The 17,072-nt window shown below is 67.2% G+C and carries 13 protein-coding genes; 10 read left to right on the forward strand and 3 right to left on the reverse strand.

Annotated elements, in window-relative coordinates:
* Positions 1-132: 132 nt before the first annotated feature.
* Both ACEN9N_RS25345 and ACEN9N_RS25350 read right to left on the reverse strand, forming a co-directional pair.
* A complete protein-coding gene (locus ACEN9N_RS25345; RefSeq protein WP_007831971.1) occupies positions 133-285 on the reverse strand; it encodes a hypothetical protein in 153 nt (50 codons plus the stop codon).
* Positions 286-404: 119 nt separating this feature from the next.
* On the reverse strand, positions 405-1,604 hold the full coding sequence (locus tag ACEN9N_RS25350; RefSeq protein ID WP_193386545.1) for a threonine ammonia-lyase: 1,200 nt from the start codon (positions 1,602-1,604) through the stop codon (positions 405-407).
* A gap of 116 nt (positions 1,605-1,720) precedes the next feature.
* Between ACEN9N_RS25350 and ACEN9N_RS25355 the strand changes: the two genes are divergently transcribed.
* From ACEN9N_RS25355 to ACEN9N_RS25365, 3 genes are all read left to right on the forward strand, one after another.
* The gene (locus ACEN9N_RS25355) at positions 1,721-4,045 is read left to right on the forward strand and encodes an ATP-binding protein (protein WP_413316319.1); all 2,325 of its coding nucleotides are present in this window, start codon (positions 1,721-1,723) and stop codon (positions 4,043-4,045) included.
* A 62-nt stretch (positions 4,046-4,107) separates the two neighbouring features.
* A complete protein-coding gene (locus ACEN9N_RS25360) occupies positions 4,108-5,730 on the forward strand; it encodes a S41 family peptidase (RefSeq protein ID WP_495654792.1) in 1,623 nt (540 codons plus the stop codon).
* A gap of 160 nt (positions 5,731-5,890) precedes the next feature.
* Complete coding sequence (locus ACEN9N_RS25365) at positions 5,891-7,072, forward strand: nucleoside hydrolase (protein WP_413316324.1); 1,182 nt, start codon at positions 5,891-5,893, stop codon at positions 7,070-7,072.
* Positions 7,073-7,075: 3 nt separating this feature from the next.
* Here the strand turns inward: ACEN9N_RS25365 and recQ are convergent, their stop codons facing one another.
* Positions 7,076-8,968 (reverse strand): DNA helicase RecQ, encoded by a 1,893-nt coding sequence (recQ, locus tag ACEN9N_RS25370; protein ID WP_086012098.1) that lies wholly within the window; start codon positions 8,966-8,968, stop codon positions 7,076-7,078.
* Positions 8,969-9,255: 287 nt separating this feature from the next.
* On the opposite strand from recQ, the gene ACEN9N_RS25375 reads away from it, so the two are divergent.
* The 7 genes from ACEN9N_RS25375 (at position 9,256) to ACEN9N_RS25405 (ending at position 17,004) form a co-directional block, all read left to right on the forward strand.
* The gene (locus ACEN9N_RS25375; RefSeq protein WP_495654793.1) at positions 9,256-10,227 is read left to right on the forward strand and encodes an ABC transporter substrate-binding protein; all 972 of its coding nucleotides are present in this window, start codon (positions 9,256-9,258) and stop codon (positions 10,225-10,227) included.
* Positions 10,208-11,086, forward strand: coding sequence for an ABC transporter permease (locus tag ACEN9N_RS25380; protein WP_495654794.1), 879 nt, complete (start codon positions 10,208-10,210; stop codon positions 11,084-11,086). The genes ACEN9N_RS25375 and ACEN9N_RS25380 overlap by 20 nt, the downstream gene beginning before the upstream one ends.
* A complete protein-coding gene (locus tag ACEN9N_RS25385) occupies positions 11,086-11,865 on the forward strand; it encodes an ABC transporter ATP-binding protein (protein WP_056588378.1) in 780 nt (259 codons plus the stop codon). Before ACEN9N_RS25380 ends, ACEN9N_RS25385 begins: the two co-directional genes overlap by 1 nt.
* 175 nt (positions 11,866-12,040) lie before the next feature.
* Positions 12,041-12,778: a histidine utilization transcriptional repressor HutC gene (gene hutC / locus ACEN9N_RS25390; protein ID WP_007831953.1), complete on the forward strand. Its 738-nt coding sequence runs from the start codon at positions 12,041-12,043 to the stop codon at positions 12,776-12,778.
* A gap of 59 nt (positions 12,779-12,837) precedes the next feature.
* Positions 12,838-14,397 (forward strand): histidine ammonia-lyase, encoded by a 1,560-nt coding sequence (gene hutH, locus ACEN9N_RS25395; RefSeq protein ID WP_413314869.1) that lies wholly within the window; start codon positions 12,838-12,840, stop codon positions 14,395-14,397.
* A gap of 28 nt (positions 14,398-14,425) precedes the next feature.
* On the forward strand, positions 14,426-16,153 hold the full coding sequence (gene hutU / locus ACEN9N_RS25400; protein WP_413314871.1) for a urocanate hydratase: 1,728 nt from the start codon (positions 14,426-14,428) through the stop codon (positions 16,151-16,153).
* Positions 16,153-17,004, forward strand: coding sequence for a phytanoyl-CoA dioxygenase family protein (locus ACEN9N_RS25405; RefSeq protein ID WP_413314873.1), 852 nt, complete (start codon positions 16,153-16,155; stop codon positions 17,002-17,004). The genes hutU and ACEN9N_RS25405 overlap by 1 nt, the downstream gene beginning before the upstream one ends.
* Positions 17,005-17,072 lie beyond the last annotated feature (68 nt).

The following is a 17,072-nucleotide window of genomic DNA, read 5'->3' on the forward strand; positions in this document are numbered from 1 at the left end:
AAAATCGTCTTTCCGAACGGGGCGCCGTGCCGCTCAGGCACGGAGGTCCGTTTGAGAAAACGTTTCGCTTTGGGAGACTGCGTCAGCGCGGGCCGCACCGCCCGCGGACAAAGGCGCGAACGCCTGTCAGCGTCAGGCCATGTAGACCGCGATGGATGCCAGTAGCAGCATCAGCACGCCGCCGGCCAGCGGCAGCACCAGTGGCATCAGGTGAACGACCGACTCGACGGCGTCTTTTTCGACAGCGGCGCCCTGGCTCGGCTCGATGGGGGTGGGGTTGGACATCGGGAAGTACCTCGAATACGCAATTGACAAACTGCCGGCATTTTACCGACGGGCAGCCTGGGACCGGTCTAGGGGGTTGCGAGCCCCTGAATAGAACCGTCCGGGGTTGATCTTGCGGCTCAATGCTGCTCTTCGGCTTCGAAGCCGGCGTCCTTCAGCGCGGCCAGCACGCTGGCGAGGTGAGCGCGTCCGCGAGTCTGCAGCACCAGTTCGATGTCGACGTTCTGCGCCGCCAGCATCGTGAAGGCGCGCTGGTGATGGACTTCATCGACGTTAGCGCCCGCTTCGGCCACGGTGGCCGTGATCTGGGCCAAGGAGCCCGGAACATCGCGCGCGCTAACGCGCACGCGAGCCAGCCGGCCAGCCCGCACCATGCCCCGTTCGATGATGGCCGCGAGCAGCAGCGGATCGATGTTGCCGCCCGAAAGAACCAGCCCCACGCGCTTGCCCCTGAAGCGCTCGGGGTGCCGGATCAGCGCCGCCAGGCCGGCCGCGCCCGCGCCCTCGACCAGGGTTTTCTCGATTTCGAGCAGCATCAGCACGCCCTGCTCGATGTCGCCCTCGTCCACCAGCAGCAGGTCGTCGACCTTGCTTGCGATGATCTCCCGCGTGAGCACGCCAGGCGTTCCGACCGCGATGCCCTCGGCGATGGTGCTCTTGCCCTGCGCGTGGTGCGTACCCTTCACCGCATTGACCATGGCTGGAAAGCGCGTGGTCTGCACCCCGACGATCTCGATGCCCGGCTTGCGTTCGCGCGCCGCAACCGCCATGCCGGCAATCAGTCCGCCGCCGCCCACCGCAACCACCAGCGTGTCGAGGTCGGGCACCACGTCGAGCATTTCGAGCGCCACCGTCCCCTGACCCGCGATGATCGCCTCGTCGTCGTAGGGATGCACGAAGGTCAGCCCCTCGCGCTGGGCCAACTCCAGCGCGTGGGCGCGGGCCGCATCCAGCGTGTCGCCGTGCAGCACCACCTCGGCACCGAAACCGCGCGTACGTTCGATCTTCACGCCGGGCGTGAAGCGCGGCATCACGATCAATGCGCGCAACCCCAGCCGCTGCGCGTGATAGGCCACACCCTGCGCATGGTTGCCGGCAGACATGGCGATCACTCCGCGTATACCGTTCTCCGAGAGATCGACCAGCTTGTTGCATGCCCCCCGCTCCTTGAACGAGGATGTGAACTGCAGGTTCTCGAATTTCAGGAACACCTGTGCGCCGACGATCTCGGAGAGCGTGCGCGACTCGACGCAGGGTGTATTGAGCACCTGACCTTGGAGACGCGCCGCGGCGCGCAGGATTTCATCGATTCCGACCATGGCGCGCATTGTGGCTGGAATCGCACCCATGAGGGTTTTTACCGTTCGCCGGTCTTCCCGAAGCCAAAAGTCTGCGTTATGGTCGCTCCGAGATTGTCCTCGTTGGAGGTTGCCTGATGGTCAAGCGTGCGGGTGTCGATGTCGTGGCTGCTGCGGTACGCGGGCAGGCACTGCCGTCGCCCGGCCTCAAGGAGGCGCCGGTGCTCGAGCTGATGTGCTCGCACTTCGTGCTCACGCTGGCGGCCAAACAGGGGCCGCGTTTCAATGTGCGGCGCGACATCAATGGCCTGCTCTCGCTCACGGGGCGGCACCTGGTGTGGCCGGCGGCCGTGCTGCAGCGGCTGCGCGAATTCCTCGGGCGACGCTGCGCGGGCAACGAGGCCTGGAAGGGCGTCGAGGACTTCGACGGCCGCACGCTGCTGGAACGCCACGGCGTGTGGCGCGGCCCGTATGAAGAGGGCACGCTCTTCTTCTATCTCGACGAATACGCGAAAGACCAGCCGAAGGACCTGCTCTCGGTGCTGGCCGTCACGCGCGACTGGCTCACGCACGCGCTGCGCAAGCAATCGACGCTGGTCGAGAAGAACATCGACGCGCTCGCGGGCCTGCTGCAGCTCAACAAGGCCGAGCGCGCGCTGTTGCTCTACGGCACGCTCGCGCGCTACCAGCGCGACCTGCGCTCGCTGCTGGTCGAGTTCAAGGTCAACAACGCTCCCGAGGCCTATGCGGCCATTGCCGACCTCGCGGGCGTGAACGCGAGCGAGGTGGGCGAGGCGTTGCGCGCGGGCTCGCGGCTCGAGCGCATCGGGCTGGTCGAGAACCTCATCTCCGAGCACAACATCACCGACCTGGCCGACCTCATGAAGGTCAGCGAGAAGCTGCCGCCGGTGCTCATGCGCGAGTACCGCGACCACAACGAGCTGATGGCCGTGTTCACGCGGCCCTCGGCCAAGAGCGCGCTGACGCCACACGACTTCTCGTTCGTGCAGGAAGACGCGCAGATGCTCGTCACGTTGCTGCGCGCGGCGGTCGCGCGCAAGGAGCCCGGCGTCAACGTGCTGCTCTACGGGCCGCCCGGCACCGGCAAGACCGAACTCGCAAAGGTTGTCGCGCAGGCTGCAGGACTCGAACTCTTCGAAGTCGAGTATGCCGACCGCGACGGCAATTCATTGAGTGGCCGCGACCGCTACCGCTCGCTGCAGATCGCCCAGGTGTTCCTCAAGGGCAGCGCGCAGGCCGCACTGCTGTTCGACGAGGTCGAGGACGTCTTCCCGCCCATCAGCACCGAGGCTGCGCAGTTCATGGCGCGCGCCGAGCAGATCCCGGCGCCCACCAGCGGCAGCGTGAGCGGCAAGGCCTGGGTCAACCAGATCCTCGAGGCCAACCCCGTGCCCACGCTGTGGGTCACCAACCGCATCGAGCAGATCGACCCGGCCTTCCGTCGCCGCTTTGCCTACCACCTGGAGCTGAAGTCGCCGCCGCCGGGCGCGCGCGAGCAGCTCGTGAAGAAGACGCTCGAAGGCGTGGTCGTGTCCGAGGCCTTCACCGCCAAGCTGGCCGAGCGAAAAGGCCTCACGCCCGCGCAGATCCGCACGGCAGTGCGCTTTGCGGGTCTCGCGCGAACCGACGACGCTTCGGTGGAAGCGCTCATCGAACGCCAGCTGCGCAACGCAGACCTCGCCTTGGGCACGCTCGATGCCGGACGCGGCGAGCGCCGCAGCGTGACCACCTACGACCTCGACATGCTCCATGTCGAGACCCGCTTCGAGATCCCGCGCATCGTCGAGGCACTGAAGGCGCGCGGCCACGGCACGCTGTGCTTCTACGGCGCGCCCGGCACCGGCAAGACCGCGCTGGCCGAGCACATCGCCAAGGCCGTGGGCCGTCCGCTCATCGTCAAGCAGGCCAGCGACCTCATGAGCAAGTACGTCGGCGAAACCGAGCAGAACATGGCCGCCATGTTCCGCGAGGCCGAGAACGAAAAGGCCGTGTTGCTGCTCGACGAGGCCGACAGCTTCCTGCAGGACCGGCGCGGCGCGCAGCGCACCTACGAGGTCACCGAGGTCAACGAGATGCTGCAAGGCATGGAGCGCTTCAACGGCGTCTTCGTCTGCACCACCAACCTGCTCGACCGGCTCGACCAGGCCGCGCTGCGGCGCTTCACCTTCAAGATCAAGTTCATGCCGCTCACCGCCGCGCAGCGCGAGCGCATGTTCGTGACCGAGGCGCTTGCGGGCGACGCCGCGCTCATGACAGGTTCCATGCGTTCGCGGCTGGCCCCGCTGACACAGCTGTGCCCGGGCGATTTCGCGGCGGTGAAACGGCAGACCGACATACTGGCGGCCGAGTTTTCCGCGACCGAATTCCTTGACCAGCTCGAAGCCGAGCACCGTATCAAGCCCGAAGTGCGCGAATCGCGCGGCATGGGTTTCGTGCAATAGCGGGAACAGAAGAAAACCGGGCGCGCGAAACATCCGCGCGTCCGGGCTACGAGGAGGAACGTATGGACTTTCGCAAGGTCGACGCGCGGCTGCTGCCGCGCCCAGGCGCATCGGTTGCGGGCGCCGCGCTCGCGGTGGCCTGCCTGCTGGCGGGTTGCGGAGGTGGCGGAGGCGGTGGCGGTGGCGGTGGCGCAGGCCTGCCGATCGGCCTGCTGCCCGGGACCACGGCACCGCCCGCCAGCGGTGGCGGCGATGGCGGCATCGTCGCCTCGGCCACGGTTGCCGGCCTGTGCGCGGCGCCGCGCGCGGGCGTCAACCCCGACACGGGTGCCGCCTATCCGGACCGCGCTGGCTCGCTCGACAACGAGAAGAGCTGGGTGCGCGGCTGGATCGACGAAACCTACCTCTGGTACACCGAGGTGCCGACCACGCTCAAGGCCGCCGACTACGCCACGCCGGTCGCCTGGTTCAACGTGCTCAAGACGCCGCTCACCACGGCTTCGGGCCGTGCCAAGGACCGCTTTCACTTTACCTACGACACCGAGGTGTACCGCCAGCTGTCGCAGGGCGGCGTGTCGGCCGGCTACGGCATGGAGACGGCGGCGATACGCAGCTCGCCGCCGCGCGACATCCGCATCGCCTTTGTCGAGCCGAACTCGCCCGCTACCAATGCGAGCCTGCAGCGCGGCGCGAAGATCCTCACCATCGACGGCATCAACGTCGTCAGCAGCACCGGCACCGCCAACGTCAATGCGATCAACGCCGCCCTTTCGCCCAAGGCCGTCGGCGAATCGCACACCTTCACCTTCGAAGTGAACGGCGTCGCGCAGTCTCCCGTGCAGTTGACGGCCGCGAAGGTCACCAGCACGCCGGTGCAGAACGTCCAGGTCATCGACACCGGCAGCGGCCGCGTGGGCTACCTGCTGTTCAACGACCACATCACGACCTCCGAGGCGCAGCTCATTGCCGCGGTGAACACCTTCAAGCAGGGCGCGGGCATCCAGGATCTCGTGCTCGACATGCGCTACAACGGCGGCGGCCAGCTGCTCATCGCCAGCCGGCTGGCCTACATGATCTCGTCGCCGGCGGTGACCGCGGGCAAGACCTTCGAGCAACTCACCTTCAACGACAAGAACCCGTTCCACCTGACGGCGGCGCAGACCCTGACGCCCTTCACCGGCACCAGCCGCAGCGGCCAGGCGCTGCCTACGCTGGGCCTCTCGCGCGTCACGGTGCTCACCGGCCCCGACACCTGCTCGGCGAGCGAGTCGGTCATCAACAGCCTGCGCGGCGTGGGGGTCACCGTCAACCTCGTCGGCGGCACCACCTGCGGCAAGCCCTACGGCTTCTACCCGCAGGACAACTGCGGCACCACCTATTTCGCGATCCAGTTCAAGGGCGTGAACCAACAGGGCAGCGGCGACTACGGCGACGGCTTCGCGCCCACCGCGGGTTGCACCGTGGCCGACGACTTCACCCACCAGCTCGGGGACCAGAGCGAGGCGCGGCTGTCCGCGGCGCTCACGCTGCGCAGCACCGGCGCCTGCCCGGCCGGGTCGTCCAAGGCCCTGGCGCCGGGCCTGGACAAGAGCCAGGCCGTGCCCGATGTGGAGCAGCCCTACATGCCTGGCCGCTCGCCGCTGCGCGAGAACCGGCTGATCGATCCCGCACCCGATCCGGCCTGATCCGACCGGCCCGCGCAAACCCCTAGGCTGTGGCGCTTGCCATGGCCGCGGCTTGCGCCGTAGAGTTGGCAAACGTTTGCGCAAAGCTTTGCGCAAACGTTTGTATTTCAGTGCCTTCGACTGAAAACCAACCTCTTAGTCTCAGGAGCGGAAGATGCAGATGCGCAAATGGATCGGGGCGATGTTCATCGCCGTCATCACGGTGTTGGCGGGCTGCGGCGGCGGCGACGGAGGCGGCGGCATCGGCCTGGGCCCGGGCTTCGGCGGCGGATCGGGCGGCTCCACGGCGCAGAAGATCATCATCGACAGCGACTACAACACCATGAGCGACGACGGCCAGCTCGGCGTCATGGCAGTCCAATTGCAGGCCAGCGGCAAGGTGCAGGTCATGGGCATCAGCGTGGTGTCGGGCAACCAATGGCTCAAGCAAGGCGTGGCCGACGCGCTGATGTCGATGGAGCGGCTCGGCGTGGGCAACCGCATCGGCGTCTACGTGGGCGCGAACTACGCACTCAACCACAGCTTCGCCGACGTGCAAGCCGAGATGGCCGCGGGTGCCGGCGGCGACGGCTATCTCGGCGCCTGGGGCGGTCCCGAGCCGAAGACCGATGCCGACCTCAAGCCCTCGCCCGACGGCTTTGCGCAGCACACCGTCGTGCAGCGCAAGAGCGCGGTCGACTTCATCGTCGACACCGTGAAGGCCAATCCCGGCCAGATCACCATTCTTGCCATCGGCCCGCTCACCAACATCGCACTCGCGGCGAAGCAGAACCCCGAGATCGTCCCGCTCATCAAGAAGATCATCTACATGGGCGGTGCCATCGACGTGGCGGGCAACACCACCAAGGCCGCCGAGTTCAACTGGTGGTTCGACCCCGACGCCGCGCAGTACGTGGTGCGGCTGCCGATCCCGCAGGTGGTGGTGCCGCTGGACGTGACCGACACCGTGTTCCTCACCAAGACCATCTACGACCGCATCGCGCACCCGGCCAAGCCCACGGCCGTGACCGACGTGTTCCAGAAGCTCAACGGCTACGGCTTCGACGGCAAGAACGGCTTCGAGAACAACCCGAACTACACCCAGAACATCTGGGACACCCTCACGCTGGCCTACCTGATCGACCCGGGCTACGCCACGCAGACGGTGGACCGCTACGTCGACGTGATCGCCAAGCCTGGCGCGGCAGACAACGGCCGCTCCATCGGCTATGCCTCGCAGCCTGCGGGCCCCACGCTGCAGAAGATGACGGTGGTGAAGAAGTTCGACAACGCGCGCTTCTTCGAGCTGTACGTCGACCTGCTCACGCGGCCGGTGCCGGTCGTGCTGCCCGCGACCAACTGAAGGCTAGAAGGCCTCGCACACCCGCAGCACTTCGCTGCCATAGGCCTCGAGCTTCTTGGTGCCGATGCCGCTGATGCCCTGCAGGTCTTCGAGCGTCGCCGGTGCCCGCTCGGCGATGGCCGCCAGCGTGGCGTCGTGGAAGATCACGTAGGCCGGCAGGTTGTGCTCCTTCGCCACTTCGGCGCGCCATGCCTTGAGCGCCTCGAAGCGCTTCTTGCCGGTGTCGTCGAGCTTGGCGGCGGCCGGCGAGGGCGCGCCCTTGACGGTCTTCTCGCGCCGGGACTTGCGCTCCGCCGGTGACGACACCGATTCGCGCAGCGTCACGCTCGCCTCGCCCTTGAGCACCGCGCGCGAGCCTTCGGTGAGCTTCAGCGTGTTGAACGCCTCCGCGTCGACCGCGAGCGCGCCCGTGGCGATCAGCTGGCGCAGCACGCCGCGCAGCGCCACCTCGCTGAACTCCGCGCCGATGCCGAAGGTGCTGATGCGCTCGTGGCCGAACTGCTTGACCTTCTCGGTCGGCTTGCCGCGCAGGATGTCCATGATGTGCCCGGCGCCGAAGCTGATGCCGCTCAACTGCTGCACGCGGTAGATGGTGCTCAGCAGCTTCCGCGCGGCATCGGTGCCGTCCCACACCTGCGGTGGGTTCAGGCAGTTGTCGCAGTTGCCGCAGGGCGTGCTCTTCTCGCCGAAATAGCCCAGCAGGCGCACGCGCCGGCAGTCGCTCGCCTCGGCCAGCGAGAGCAGCGCGTCGAGCTTGCCGCGCATCACCTGCTTGAATTCCTCGCCGGCAGGGCTCTCGTCGATCATGCGGCGCTGGTTCACCACGTCCTGCAGGCCGTAGGTCATCCAGGCGTCGGCGGGGCCGCCGTCGCGGCCCGCGCGGCCGGTTTCCTGGTAGTAGCCTTCGATGTTCTTGGGCATGTCCAGGTGGCCGACAAAGCGCACATCGGGCTTGTCGATGCCCATGCCGAAGGCGATGGTCGCGACCATCACGATGCCTTCCTCGCGCAGGAAGCGGTCCTGGTGCTTCTGGCGCACCGCCGCATCGAGCCCGGCGTGATAGGGCAGCGCGTTGATGCCGGCGTCGCGCAGCATCACCGCCACGTCTTCCACCCGCTTGCGCGACTGGCAATAGACCACGCCCGCATCGCCTTCATGCTCGCGCTCGATGAAGCGCAGCAGCTGCGTGGTCGCGTCCTTCTTCTCGACGATGGTGTAGCGAATGTTCGGTCGGTCGAAGCTGGAGACGAACTGGCGCGCCTCCTCGAGCTGCAGCCGCTCGACGATGTCGGCGCGCGTCAGGTTGTCGGCCGTGGCCGTGAGCGCGATGCGCGGCACGCCGGCGTAGCGCTCGTGCAGCACGGTGAGCGCGCGGTACTCGGGGCGGAAGTCGTGGCCCCACTGGCTCACGCAATGCGCCTCGTCGATCGCGAACAGCGAGAGCTTGCCGCGCTCCTTCAGCGAATCGAGCTGCGACAGGAAGCGCGGCGTGTTCACGCGCTCGGGCGCCGCGTACAGCAGCGTGATCTCGCCGCGCAGCATGCGGCGCTCCACGTCCTGCGTCTCTTCCCAGTCGAGCGTGGAATTGAGAAAAGCCGCGCTCACCCCCGCCTCGTGCAGCGCGCCCACCTGGTCGTGCATCAGCGCGATCAGCGGCGACACCACCACCGCCACGCCGTGCCCCGCGCGCTGCCGCGCGATGGCAGGGATCTGGTAGCACAGCGACTTGCCGCCGCCCGTGGGCATCAGCACCAGCGCGTCGCCGCCGCCGACCACGTGGTCGACGATGTCCTGCTGGGCCCCGCGGAACTGCGCATAGCCGAAGACTTCGTGAAGGATGTCGGCGGGTGCGCTGCTGCCGGAGGCGTCGATGGGGCGAGGAGCGAGAGAGGACACAGGCAGCGGAGGGGAGGTCGGAAGGGGGCGAGGGGAGGGCCGCCGATTGTCCCCCAGCCGCGCAGATATGACTGTGGCACAAGGTTTGCAATGGTGGCCCCCGTCCTGCAACCTTTCTTGTCTAGACAGCAAATCGGTGCATTTCCCAAGGAATTGCACCAGAAATGATCTTTCGGGTTATCCTGTATATACAAGTTGGGGCGCTTGGCAACAATGCGAGGCGTGCGCAGCCCGGCCACCGAGGCGCGCCGCCGAGCCATCTCTCAAGAACGGAACCAGGAGTACCCATGGTCAAGACGACGGTAGTTGTGAAAGTCGCTTCGCTGCTGGCAGCAGGTGCATGTGCAGCGGGCATGGCCGGAGCGGCCGCCGCCCAGGAAACCAAGATCGCGCTCGGCATGTCCGGCTGGACCGGCTTCGCGCCGCTCTCGCTGGCCGACAAGGCGGGCATCTTCAAGAAGAACGGCCTGGACGTCGAACTCAAGATGATTCCGCAGAAGGACCGCCACCTGGCGCTCGCGTCCGGCGCCATCCAGTGCGCGGCCACCACGGTCGAGACGCACGTGGCCTGGAACGCCAACGGCGTGCCCATCGTGCAGATCTTCCAGATGGACAAGTCCTACGGCGCCGACGGCATCGCGGTGCGCAACGACGTGAAGAGCTTCGCCGACCTCAAGGGCAAGACCATCGGCGTGAGCGCCCCCGGCACCGCGCCCTACTTCGGCCTGGCCTGGATGCTCAGCAAGAACGGCATGACCCTGAAGGACGTGAAGGTGGTCTCGCTCGAGCCGCAGCCCGCCGCGCAAGCTTTCGTGGCCGGCCAGAACGACGCCGCCATGACCTACGAGCCGTACCTCTCGACCGTGCGCGCCAACCCCGCCGCCGGCAAGATCCTGGCCACCACGCTCGACTACCCGATGGTGATGGACACCGTCGGCTGCGCGCCCGCCTGGCTTAAGGCCAATCCCAAGGCCGCCGCCGCGCTCACCAAGTCGTACTTCGACGCGCTCGACATGATCAAGGCCGAGCCCGAAAAAGCCAACGAACTCATGGGCTCGGCCGTCAAGCAGAGCGGCGAGCAGTTCGCCAAGTCGTCCGCCTACCTGCGCTGGCAGGACAAGGCGGCCAACCAGAAGTTCTTCTCGAGCGAACTCACGACCTTCATGAAGGAAGCCGCGGCCATCCTGCTGGAAGCCGGCGTGATCCGCAAGGCGCCTGAAGACTACGCGGTGACCTTCGATGCAAGCTACGTCAAGTAAGGCGCTGCCGCAGGTGCCGCCGCGCGCGGCATCGGCCTCCACCGCCGTCTCCTCTCTGCCCGTGGCGCCCGTGCGGCGCCGCGCATTCGCGCCGCTCGAACCCGTCGGTGCGCGTGCCCGCGTGCTGCTCGGGCTCGGCTTCTTCGTCGTGTTCGTGCTGGTGTGGTCGCTGGCCACGCTCGGCGGCTTCGTGTCGCCGACCTTCCTCGCCAGTCCGCCGACCATGGTCAAGGAAGGCTGGCTGCTCTTCACCGAGTACGGCTTCATCGGCGACATCGGCATGACCGTGTGGCGCGTGTTCGGCGGCTTCCTGCTGGCGGCCGTCATCGCGGTGCCGCTGGGCGTGGCCATGGGCACCTGGAAGACCGTCGAGGCCTTCTTCGAGCCCTTCGTCTCGTTCTGCCGCTACCTGCCGGCCTCGGCCTTCATTCCGCTGCTGATCCTGTGGGCGGGCCTGGGCGAAATGCAGAAGCTGCTGGTGATCTTCATCGGCTCCTTCTTCCAGATCGTGCTGATGGTGGCCGTCACCGTGGGCGGCGCGCGGCGCGACCTCGTCGAGGCCGCCTACACGCTGGGCGCCAACAGCCGCGGCATCGTGGCGCGCGTGCTCATTCCGGGCGCCGCACCAGGCATCGCCGAGACGCTGCGCCTCGTGCTCGGCTGGGCGTGGACCTACGTGATCGTGGCGGAGCTGATCGGCTCGTCATCGGGCATCGGCCACATGATCACCGACAGCCAGGCGCTCTTGAACACCGGGCAGATCATCTTCGGGATCATCGTGATCGGTGTCATCGGCCTGTTGTCCGATTTCGCTTTCAAGGCGCTGAACCGCCGTCTGTTTGCCTGGGCTGCATTGTGATGAACCAACTTTCCATCCAGGGCGTCTCGCGCGTCTTCACCGGCACCAAGGGCCAGCGCACGCAAGCATTGCAGCCGATCGACTTCGAGGTGAAGGAGAACGACTTCGTCACCATCCTCGGCCCCTCGGGCTGCGGCAAGTCGACGCTGCTGCGCATCGTGGCGGGGCTCGACTTCCCGACCACCGGCCAGGTGATGCTCGACGGCGAGCGCATCGAAGGCCCGGGCGCCGATCGCGGCGTGGTGTTCCAGAGCTACACGCTCTTTCCGTGGCTCACGGTGGCGCAGAACATCCGCTTCGGCCTGCGCGAGCGCGGCATGAGAGAGGCCGACCAGAAGGAGCGCAGCGAGTTCTTCATCGCCAAGGTGGGGCTGCGCGGCTTCGAGAATCACTTTCCGAAGCAGCTCTCGGGCGGCATGCAGCAGCGCACCGCCATTGCGCGCGCGCTGGCCAACGACCCCAAGATGCTGCTGCTCGACGAGCCCTTCGGTGCGCTCGACAACCAGACCCGCGTGCTGATGCAGGAGCTGTTGCTCGGCATCTGGGAGTCGGCGCGCAAGACGGTGTTGTTCGTCACGCACGACATCGACGAGGCGATCTTCATGGCCAACCGCGTGGCGGTGTTCAGCGCGCGGCCGGGGCGCATCAAGACCGAGATCGCGGTCGATTTTCCGCATCCGCGCAGCTACACCATCAAGACCTCGCCGGAGTTCATGGACATCAAGGCGCGGCTGACGGAAGAGATTCGCGCGGAGTCGATGGCGGCTGCGGAGCATTGAGGATGGCGCCTTGCCTTCATTCCGTTGTGCTTGGCGTGCGCCGTTGTTCGGTGCGCGCCCACGCCGGCACGGCGGCCTTTGAGCGAAGCGGGGGACATTCGCGCAGGGGAGTACCCGGCGGCCTGTGCACGCGCCCCGAACAGCAGCGCTCAAAACAAGAGCTACAACAGCAAGCATGAAACGCGACCTCCCCACCCTCGCGCTCTACGCGCAAGTCAAGGATCACATCTCCCGCAAGATCCAGGACGGCACGTGGCCGCCCGGACACCGCCTGCCCTCGGAGCATGAACTGGTCGCGCAGTTCGGCATGGCGCGCATGACGGTGAACCGTGCGCTGCGCGAGCTGGTGGAACAGGGCCGCATCGTGCGCGTGGCCGGGGTCGGCAGCTTCGTCGCCGAAAACAAGCCGCAGTCCACGCTGCTGCAGATCGCCAATATCGCCAGCGAAATCCGCCAGCGCGGACACGACTATCGCTGCGACATGATCGAGGTCGAGCGCATCGCCGCCTCGCCCGACGTGGCCGCCTGGCTCGACATGCGCGCCGGCACCTCGGTGTTCCACAGCGTGTGCCTGCACCTCGAGAACGGCACGCCCGTGCAGCTCGAAGAGCGCTACGTCAATCCGCAGGTCGTGCCCGACTACCTCGAACAGGACTTCAGCGCCATGCCGCCCAGCGAGTACCTGGTGCGCAACGTGCCCTTCGACCAGATCGAACACGTGGTCGACGCCGTGCTGCCCAACCAGGAACAGGCCGACAGGCTCGCCATGGAACCCACAGCCCCCTGCCTCCTGCTCACGCGCCGCACCTGGTCACGCAACACACCCGTGACCTGGGTGCGCTGCCTGCACCCGGCCTCGCGCTACAGCCTGGGCAGCCGTTTCAAGGCAGACGGCAACCCTAGCTTCGGTTGATTTTTCCGTCCTCAGAGGCCTCAGTTTTCACTCGCAACTACTTGTATAGACAGGTTCACATGACAAGCAAACACACCGCTACTCCAGATGCCACCCTGATCCTCACGCCCGGCCAGGTCGATCTGGCGATGCTGCGACGCATCCAGGCCGGCGGCGTGCAGCTGTCGCTCGACCCGTCGGTGCGCGACGGCATGCTTCGCGCCGAAGCCGCCGTGCGCCACATCGTCGAGAACGACCAGGTCGTCTACGGCATCAACACCGGCTTCGGCAAGCTCGCGAGCACGCGCATCGGCAACGACCACCTGGCGGAACTGCAGCGCAACCTCGTGCTGTCGCACAGCGTGGGCACGGGCGAGCCATTGGCGGCACCGGTGGTGCGCATGGTGCTCGCGACCAAGGCGGTGAGCCTGGCGCGTGGCCATTCGGGCGTGCGCCCGGCGCTGGCCGATGCGCTGCTGGCGCTGTTCAACGCGGGCGTGATGCCGCGCATTCCGTGCAAGGGCTCGGTCGGCGCGTCAGGCGACCTCGCGCCGCTCGCGCACCTGGCCTGCGTGCTGATCGGCGAAGGCGAGGCCACGCTGGCCGACGGCACTGTGGTCAGCGGTGCGCAGGCGATGAAGCGCATCGGCCTCGCGCCCTTCGTGCTCGGCCCCAAGGAAGGCCTGGCGCTGCTCAACGGCACGCAGGTGTCGACCGCGCTCGCGCTGTTCGGCCTGTTCGGCGCGGAAGACGTGTTCGCGTCGTCGCTGATGTCGGGTGCGCTGTCGCTCGAGGCCATCCAGGGCTCGATCAAGCCCTTCGACGCACGCATTCATGCGGCGCGCGGCCAGCTGGGCCAGATCGCCGTCGCGGGCGCAGTGCGCACGCTGCTCGAAGGTAGCGAGATCGTTCCCTCGCATGCCGACTGTGGCCGCGTGCAGGACCCGTATTCGGTGCGCTGCATCCCGCAGGTGATGGGCGCCTGCCTCGACAACCTCGCGCACGCCGCGCGTGTGCTGGTGATCGAAGCGAATGCCGCGTCGGACAACCCGCTCGTGTTCTGCGACACCGGCGAAGTCATCTCGGGCGGCAACTTCCACGCCGAGCCCGTTGCCTTCGCGGCCGACATCATTGCGCTGGCCATCAGCGAAGTCGGCGCCATCGCCGAGCGCCGCATCGCGCTGCTGCTCGACACCGGCCTGTCGGGCCTGCCGCCGTTCCTGGTGCGCGACGGTGGCCTCAACTCCGGTTTCATGATCGCGCAAGTCACAGCCGCAGCATTGGCCTCGGAGAACAAGTCGCTCGCGCACCCCGCAAGCGTCGACAGCCTGCCGACCTCGGCCAACCAGGAAGACCACGTGTCGATGGCCACCTTCGCGGGCCGCCGCCTGGGCGACATGGTCAACAACACGGCGGTGGTCGTCGGCATCGAAGCGATGGCCGCCGCGCAAGGCATCGAACTCAAGCGCAAGCTCAAGAGTTCGCCGCTGGTGGAGGCCGAATTCGCCGCCATTCGCCAGAAGGTCGCCTTCCTCGAAACCGACCGCTACCTCGCGCCCGACATCGAAGCCATGCGCCAGTGGGCGCTGAAGGCCGAGCTGCCGGCCGCGCTGCTCGACATCCTGCCCAGTCACTCGTAAAACATCCCCCGACAAGGAGAACCACGCCATGAACGCACCCGACAAGATCGACCTGAACAAATCCACCGGTACCGACCCGCGCCATGACCCGACCCGCGTGATCCGCGCCCCGCGCGGCAGCGAGCTCAACTGCAAGAGCTGGCTCACCGAAGCCCCGTTCCGCATGCTGCAGAACAACCTCGACGCCGAGGTCGCCGAGCGCCCGCAAGACCTGGTGGTGTACGGCGGCATCGGCCGCGCCGCGCGCAACTGGGCCTGCTACGACCAGATCCTCGCGTCGCTGAAAGAGCTGAACGACGACGAGACCCTGCTCATCCAGTCGGGCAAGCCGGTCGGCGTGTTCAAGACGCACGAGAACGCACCGCGCGTGCTGCTCGCCAATTCGAACCTCGTGCCCAAGTGGGCCAACTGGGAGCACTTCAACGAGCTCGACCGCCAGGGCCTCTTCATGTACGGCCAGATGACGGCGGGCAGCTGGATCTACATCGGCAGCCAGGGCATCGTGCAGGGCACCTTCGAGACCTTCGTCGAAGCCGGCCGCCAGCACTACAACAACAGCCTCGCGGGCAAGTGGATCCTGACGGCGGGCCTCGGCGGCATGGGCGGCGCGCAGCCGCTGGCGGCCACGCTGGCCGGTGCGGTGTCGCTCAACATCGAATGCCAGCAGTCGAGCATCGACTTCCGCCTGCGCACCCGCTACGTCGACAAGCAGGCGCGCGACATCGACCATGCCTTCGAGCTGATCAAGCAGCACTGCGACGCGAAGGAAGCCGTGTCGATCGCGCTGCTGGGCAACGCGGCCGACATCCTGCCCGAGCTGGTCAAGCGCGCGAAGGCCGGCGGCCTCAAGCCTGATCTGGTGACTGACCAGACTTCGGCGCATGACCTGATCAACGGCTACCTGCCCTCGGGCTGGAGCGTGCCGCAATGGCAGGCAGCGATGAAGGACGTTTCGCAGCACGACGCGCTCAAGAAGGCGGCCGCGAAATCATGCGCCGTGCACGTGCAGGCCATGCTCGACTTCCAGGCCATGGGCATCCCCACGGTCGATTACGGCAACAACATCCGCCAGGTGGCGTTCGACGAGGGCGTGAAGAACGCCTTCGACTTCCCGGGCTTCGTGCCGGCCTACATCCGCCCGCTGTTCTGCGAAGGCAAGGGCCCGTTCCGCTGGGTGGCGCTCTCGGGCGACCCGGAAGACATCTACAAGACCGACGCCAAGATCAAGGAGCTGTTCCCCGAGAACAAGCACACCCACCGCTGGCTCGACATGGCGCGCGAGCGCATCGCCTTCCAGGGCCTGCCGGCGCGTATCTGCTGGCTGGGCCTGGGCGAGCGCCACATCGCGGGCCTGGCCTTCAACGAGATGGTGAAGAACGGCGAGCTGAAGGCGCCGATCGTCATCGGTCGCGACCACTTGGACACCGGCTCGGTCGCCAGCCCGAACCGCGAGACCGAAGCCATGAAGGACGGCACCGATGCCGTGAGCGACTGGCCGCTGCTCAACGCGCTGCTCAACACCGCGGGCGGCGCCACCTGGGTCAGCCTGCACCATGGCGGCGGCGTGGGCATGGGCTACTCGCAGCACTCGGGCGTGGTGATCGTGTGCGACGGCACCGACGCGGCCGCCAAGCGCATCGAGCGCGTGCTGTTCAACGACCCGGCCACCGGCGTGATGCGCCATGCCGACGCGGGTTACGACATCGCGGTCGCCACCGCGAAGAAGCAGGGGCTCAAGCTGCCGATGGTGAAGTGATGGCGGGCGTCGTTCTCCCCGACGCCCAGGAACTGCAGCGCCGCGTGCAGGCGCGCGTGGACGACGCGCTCGTCGCGCAGTTTCAGCGCGACGGCGCGGTGTGCATCCGTCAGTTGCTCACGGCCGACGAGCTGGCGCTGCTGCGCGATGGCATCGAGGCCAACCTCGCGGCACCCAGTCCGCGCGCCAAGATCGCGAGCCGGCCCGACGACCCGGGCCGCTTCTTCGAGGACTTCTGCAACTGGCAGGACATCGACGCCTTCCGCCGCTTCATCTTCGAGGCGCCGCTCGCGCAACTGGCGCAGCGGCTCATGGGCTCGAACACCGTGCGGCTCTATCACGACCACCTGCTGGTCAAGGAGCCTGGTACCCGGCAGCGCACGCCGTGGCACCAGGACCAGCCCTACTACAACATCGAGGGCGAGCAGAACGTCAGCATGTGGATACCGGTTGATCCGGTGTCGCGTGCGGCCACGCTCGAGTTCGTGGCCGGCTCCCACAAGGGGCCGTGGCTGATGCCGCGCACCTTCATGGACAACCACGCCAAGTGGTTCCCCGAAGGCAGCCTCGAAGACCTGCCCGACATCGAGGGCGCGCGCGAGCGCTTTCCCATCGTGGGCTGGAACATCGAGCCCGGCGACTTCGTCTGCTTCCACATGCTCACGCTGCATGCGGCCGCTGGCGTCGAGGGGCCGAACCGGCGCCGCGTGTTCTCGGTGCGTTTTTTGGGCGACGACATCCGCCATGCGCCGCGCAGCTGGAAGACCTCGCCCGATTTCCCCGGCCTCGCCGAGCGGCTGCCGGCCGGTGCGCCGATGGACGATCCGCTCTTTCCTCTGCTGGTGGATTGAGAAGGTAAGACGAAGGTAGAAAGAAAAAACGCGGCCATTCCCACTCCGTGGGAATCCACGCTTGGAAG

It is taken from the genome of Variovorax sp. Varisp46 (assembly GCF_059491885.1).

Bases quoted from the DNA above. Each gene is read 5' to 3' on its own strand.
- ACEN9N_RS25345 (WP_007831971.1), bottom strand. From the start codon at position 285: ATGTCCAACCCCACCCCCATCGAGCCGAGCCAGGGCGCCGCTGTCGAA.
- ACEN9N_RS25350 (WP_193386545.1), bottom strand. From the start codon at position 1,604: ATGGTCGGAATCGATGAAATCCTGCGCGCCGCGGCGCGTCTCCAAGGT.
- ACEN9N_RS25355 (WP_413316319.1), top strand. From the start codon at position 1,721: ATGGTCAAGCGTGCGGGTGTCGATGTCGTGGCTGCTGCGGTACGCGGG.
- ACEN9N_RS25360 (WP_495654792.1), top strand. From the start codon at position 4,108: ATGGACTTTCGCAAGGTCGACGCGCGGCTGCTGCCGCGCCCAGGCGCA.
- ACEN9N_RS25365 (WP_413316324.1), top strand. From the start codon at position 5,891: ATGCGCAAATGGATCGGGGCGATGTTCATCGCCGTCATCACGGTGTTG.
- ACEN9N_RS25375 (WP_495654793.1), top strand. From the start codon at position 9,256: ATGGTCAAGACGACGGTAGTTGTGAAAGTCGCTTCGCTGCTGGCAGCA.
- ACEN9N_RS25380 (WP_495654794.1), top strand. From the start codon at position 10,208: ATGCAAGCTACGTCAAGTAAGGCGCTGCCGCAGGTGCCGCCGCGCGCG.
- ACEN9N_RS25385 (WP_056588378.1), top strand. From the start codon at position 11,086: ATGAACCAACTTTCCATCCAGGGCGTCTCGCGCGTCTTCACCGGCACC.
- hutC (WP_007831953.1), top strand. From the start codon at position 12,041: ATGAAACGCGACCTCCCCACCCTCGCGCTCTACGCGCAAGTCAAGGAT.
- hutH (WP_413314869.1), top strand. From the start codon at position 12,838: ATGACAAGCAAACACACCGCTACTCCAGATGCCACCCTGATCCTCACG.
- hutU (WP_413314871.1), top strand. From the start codon at position 14,426: ATGAACGCACCCGACAAGATCGACCTGAACAAATCCACCGGTACCGAC.
- ACEN9N_RS25405 (WP_413314873.1), top strand. From the start codon at position 16,153: ATGGCGGGCGTCGTTCTCCCCGACGCCCAGGAACTGCAGCGCCGCGTG.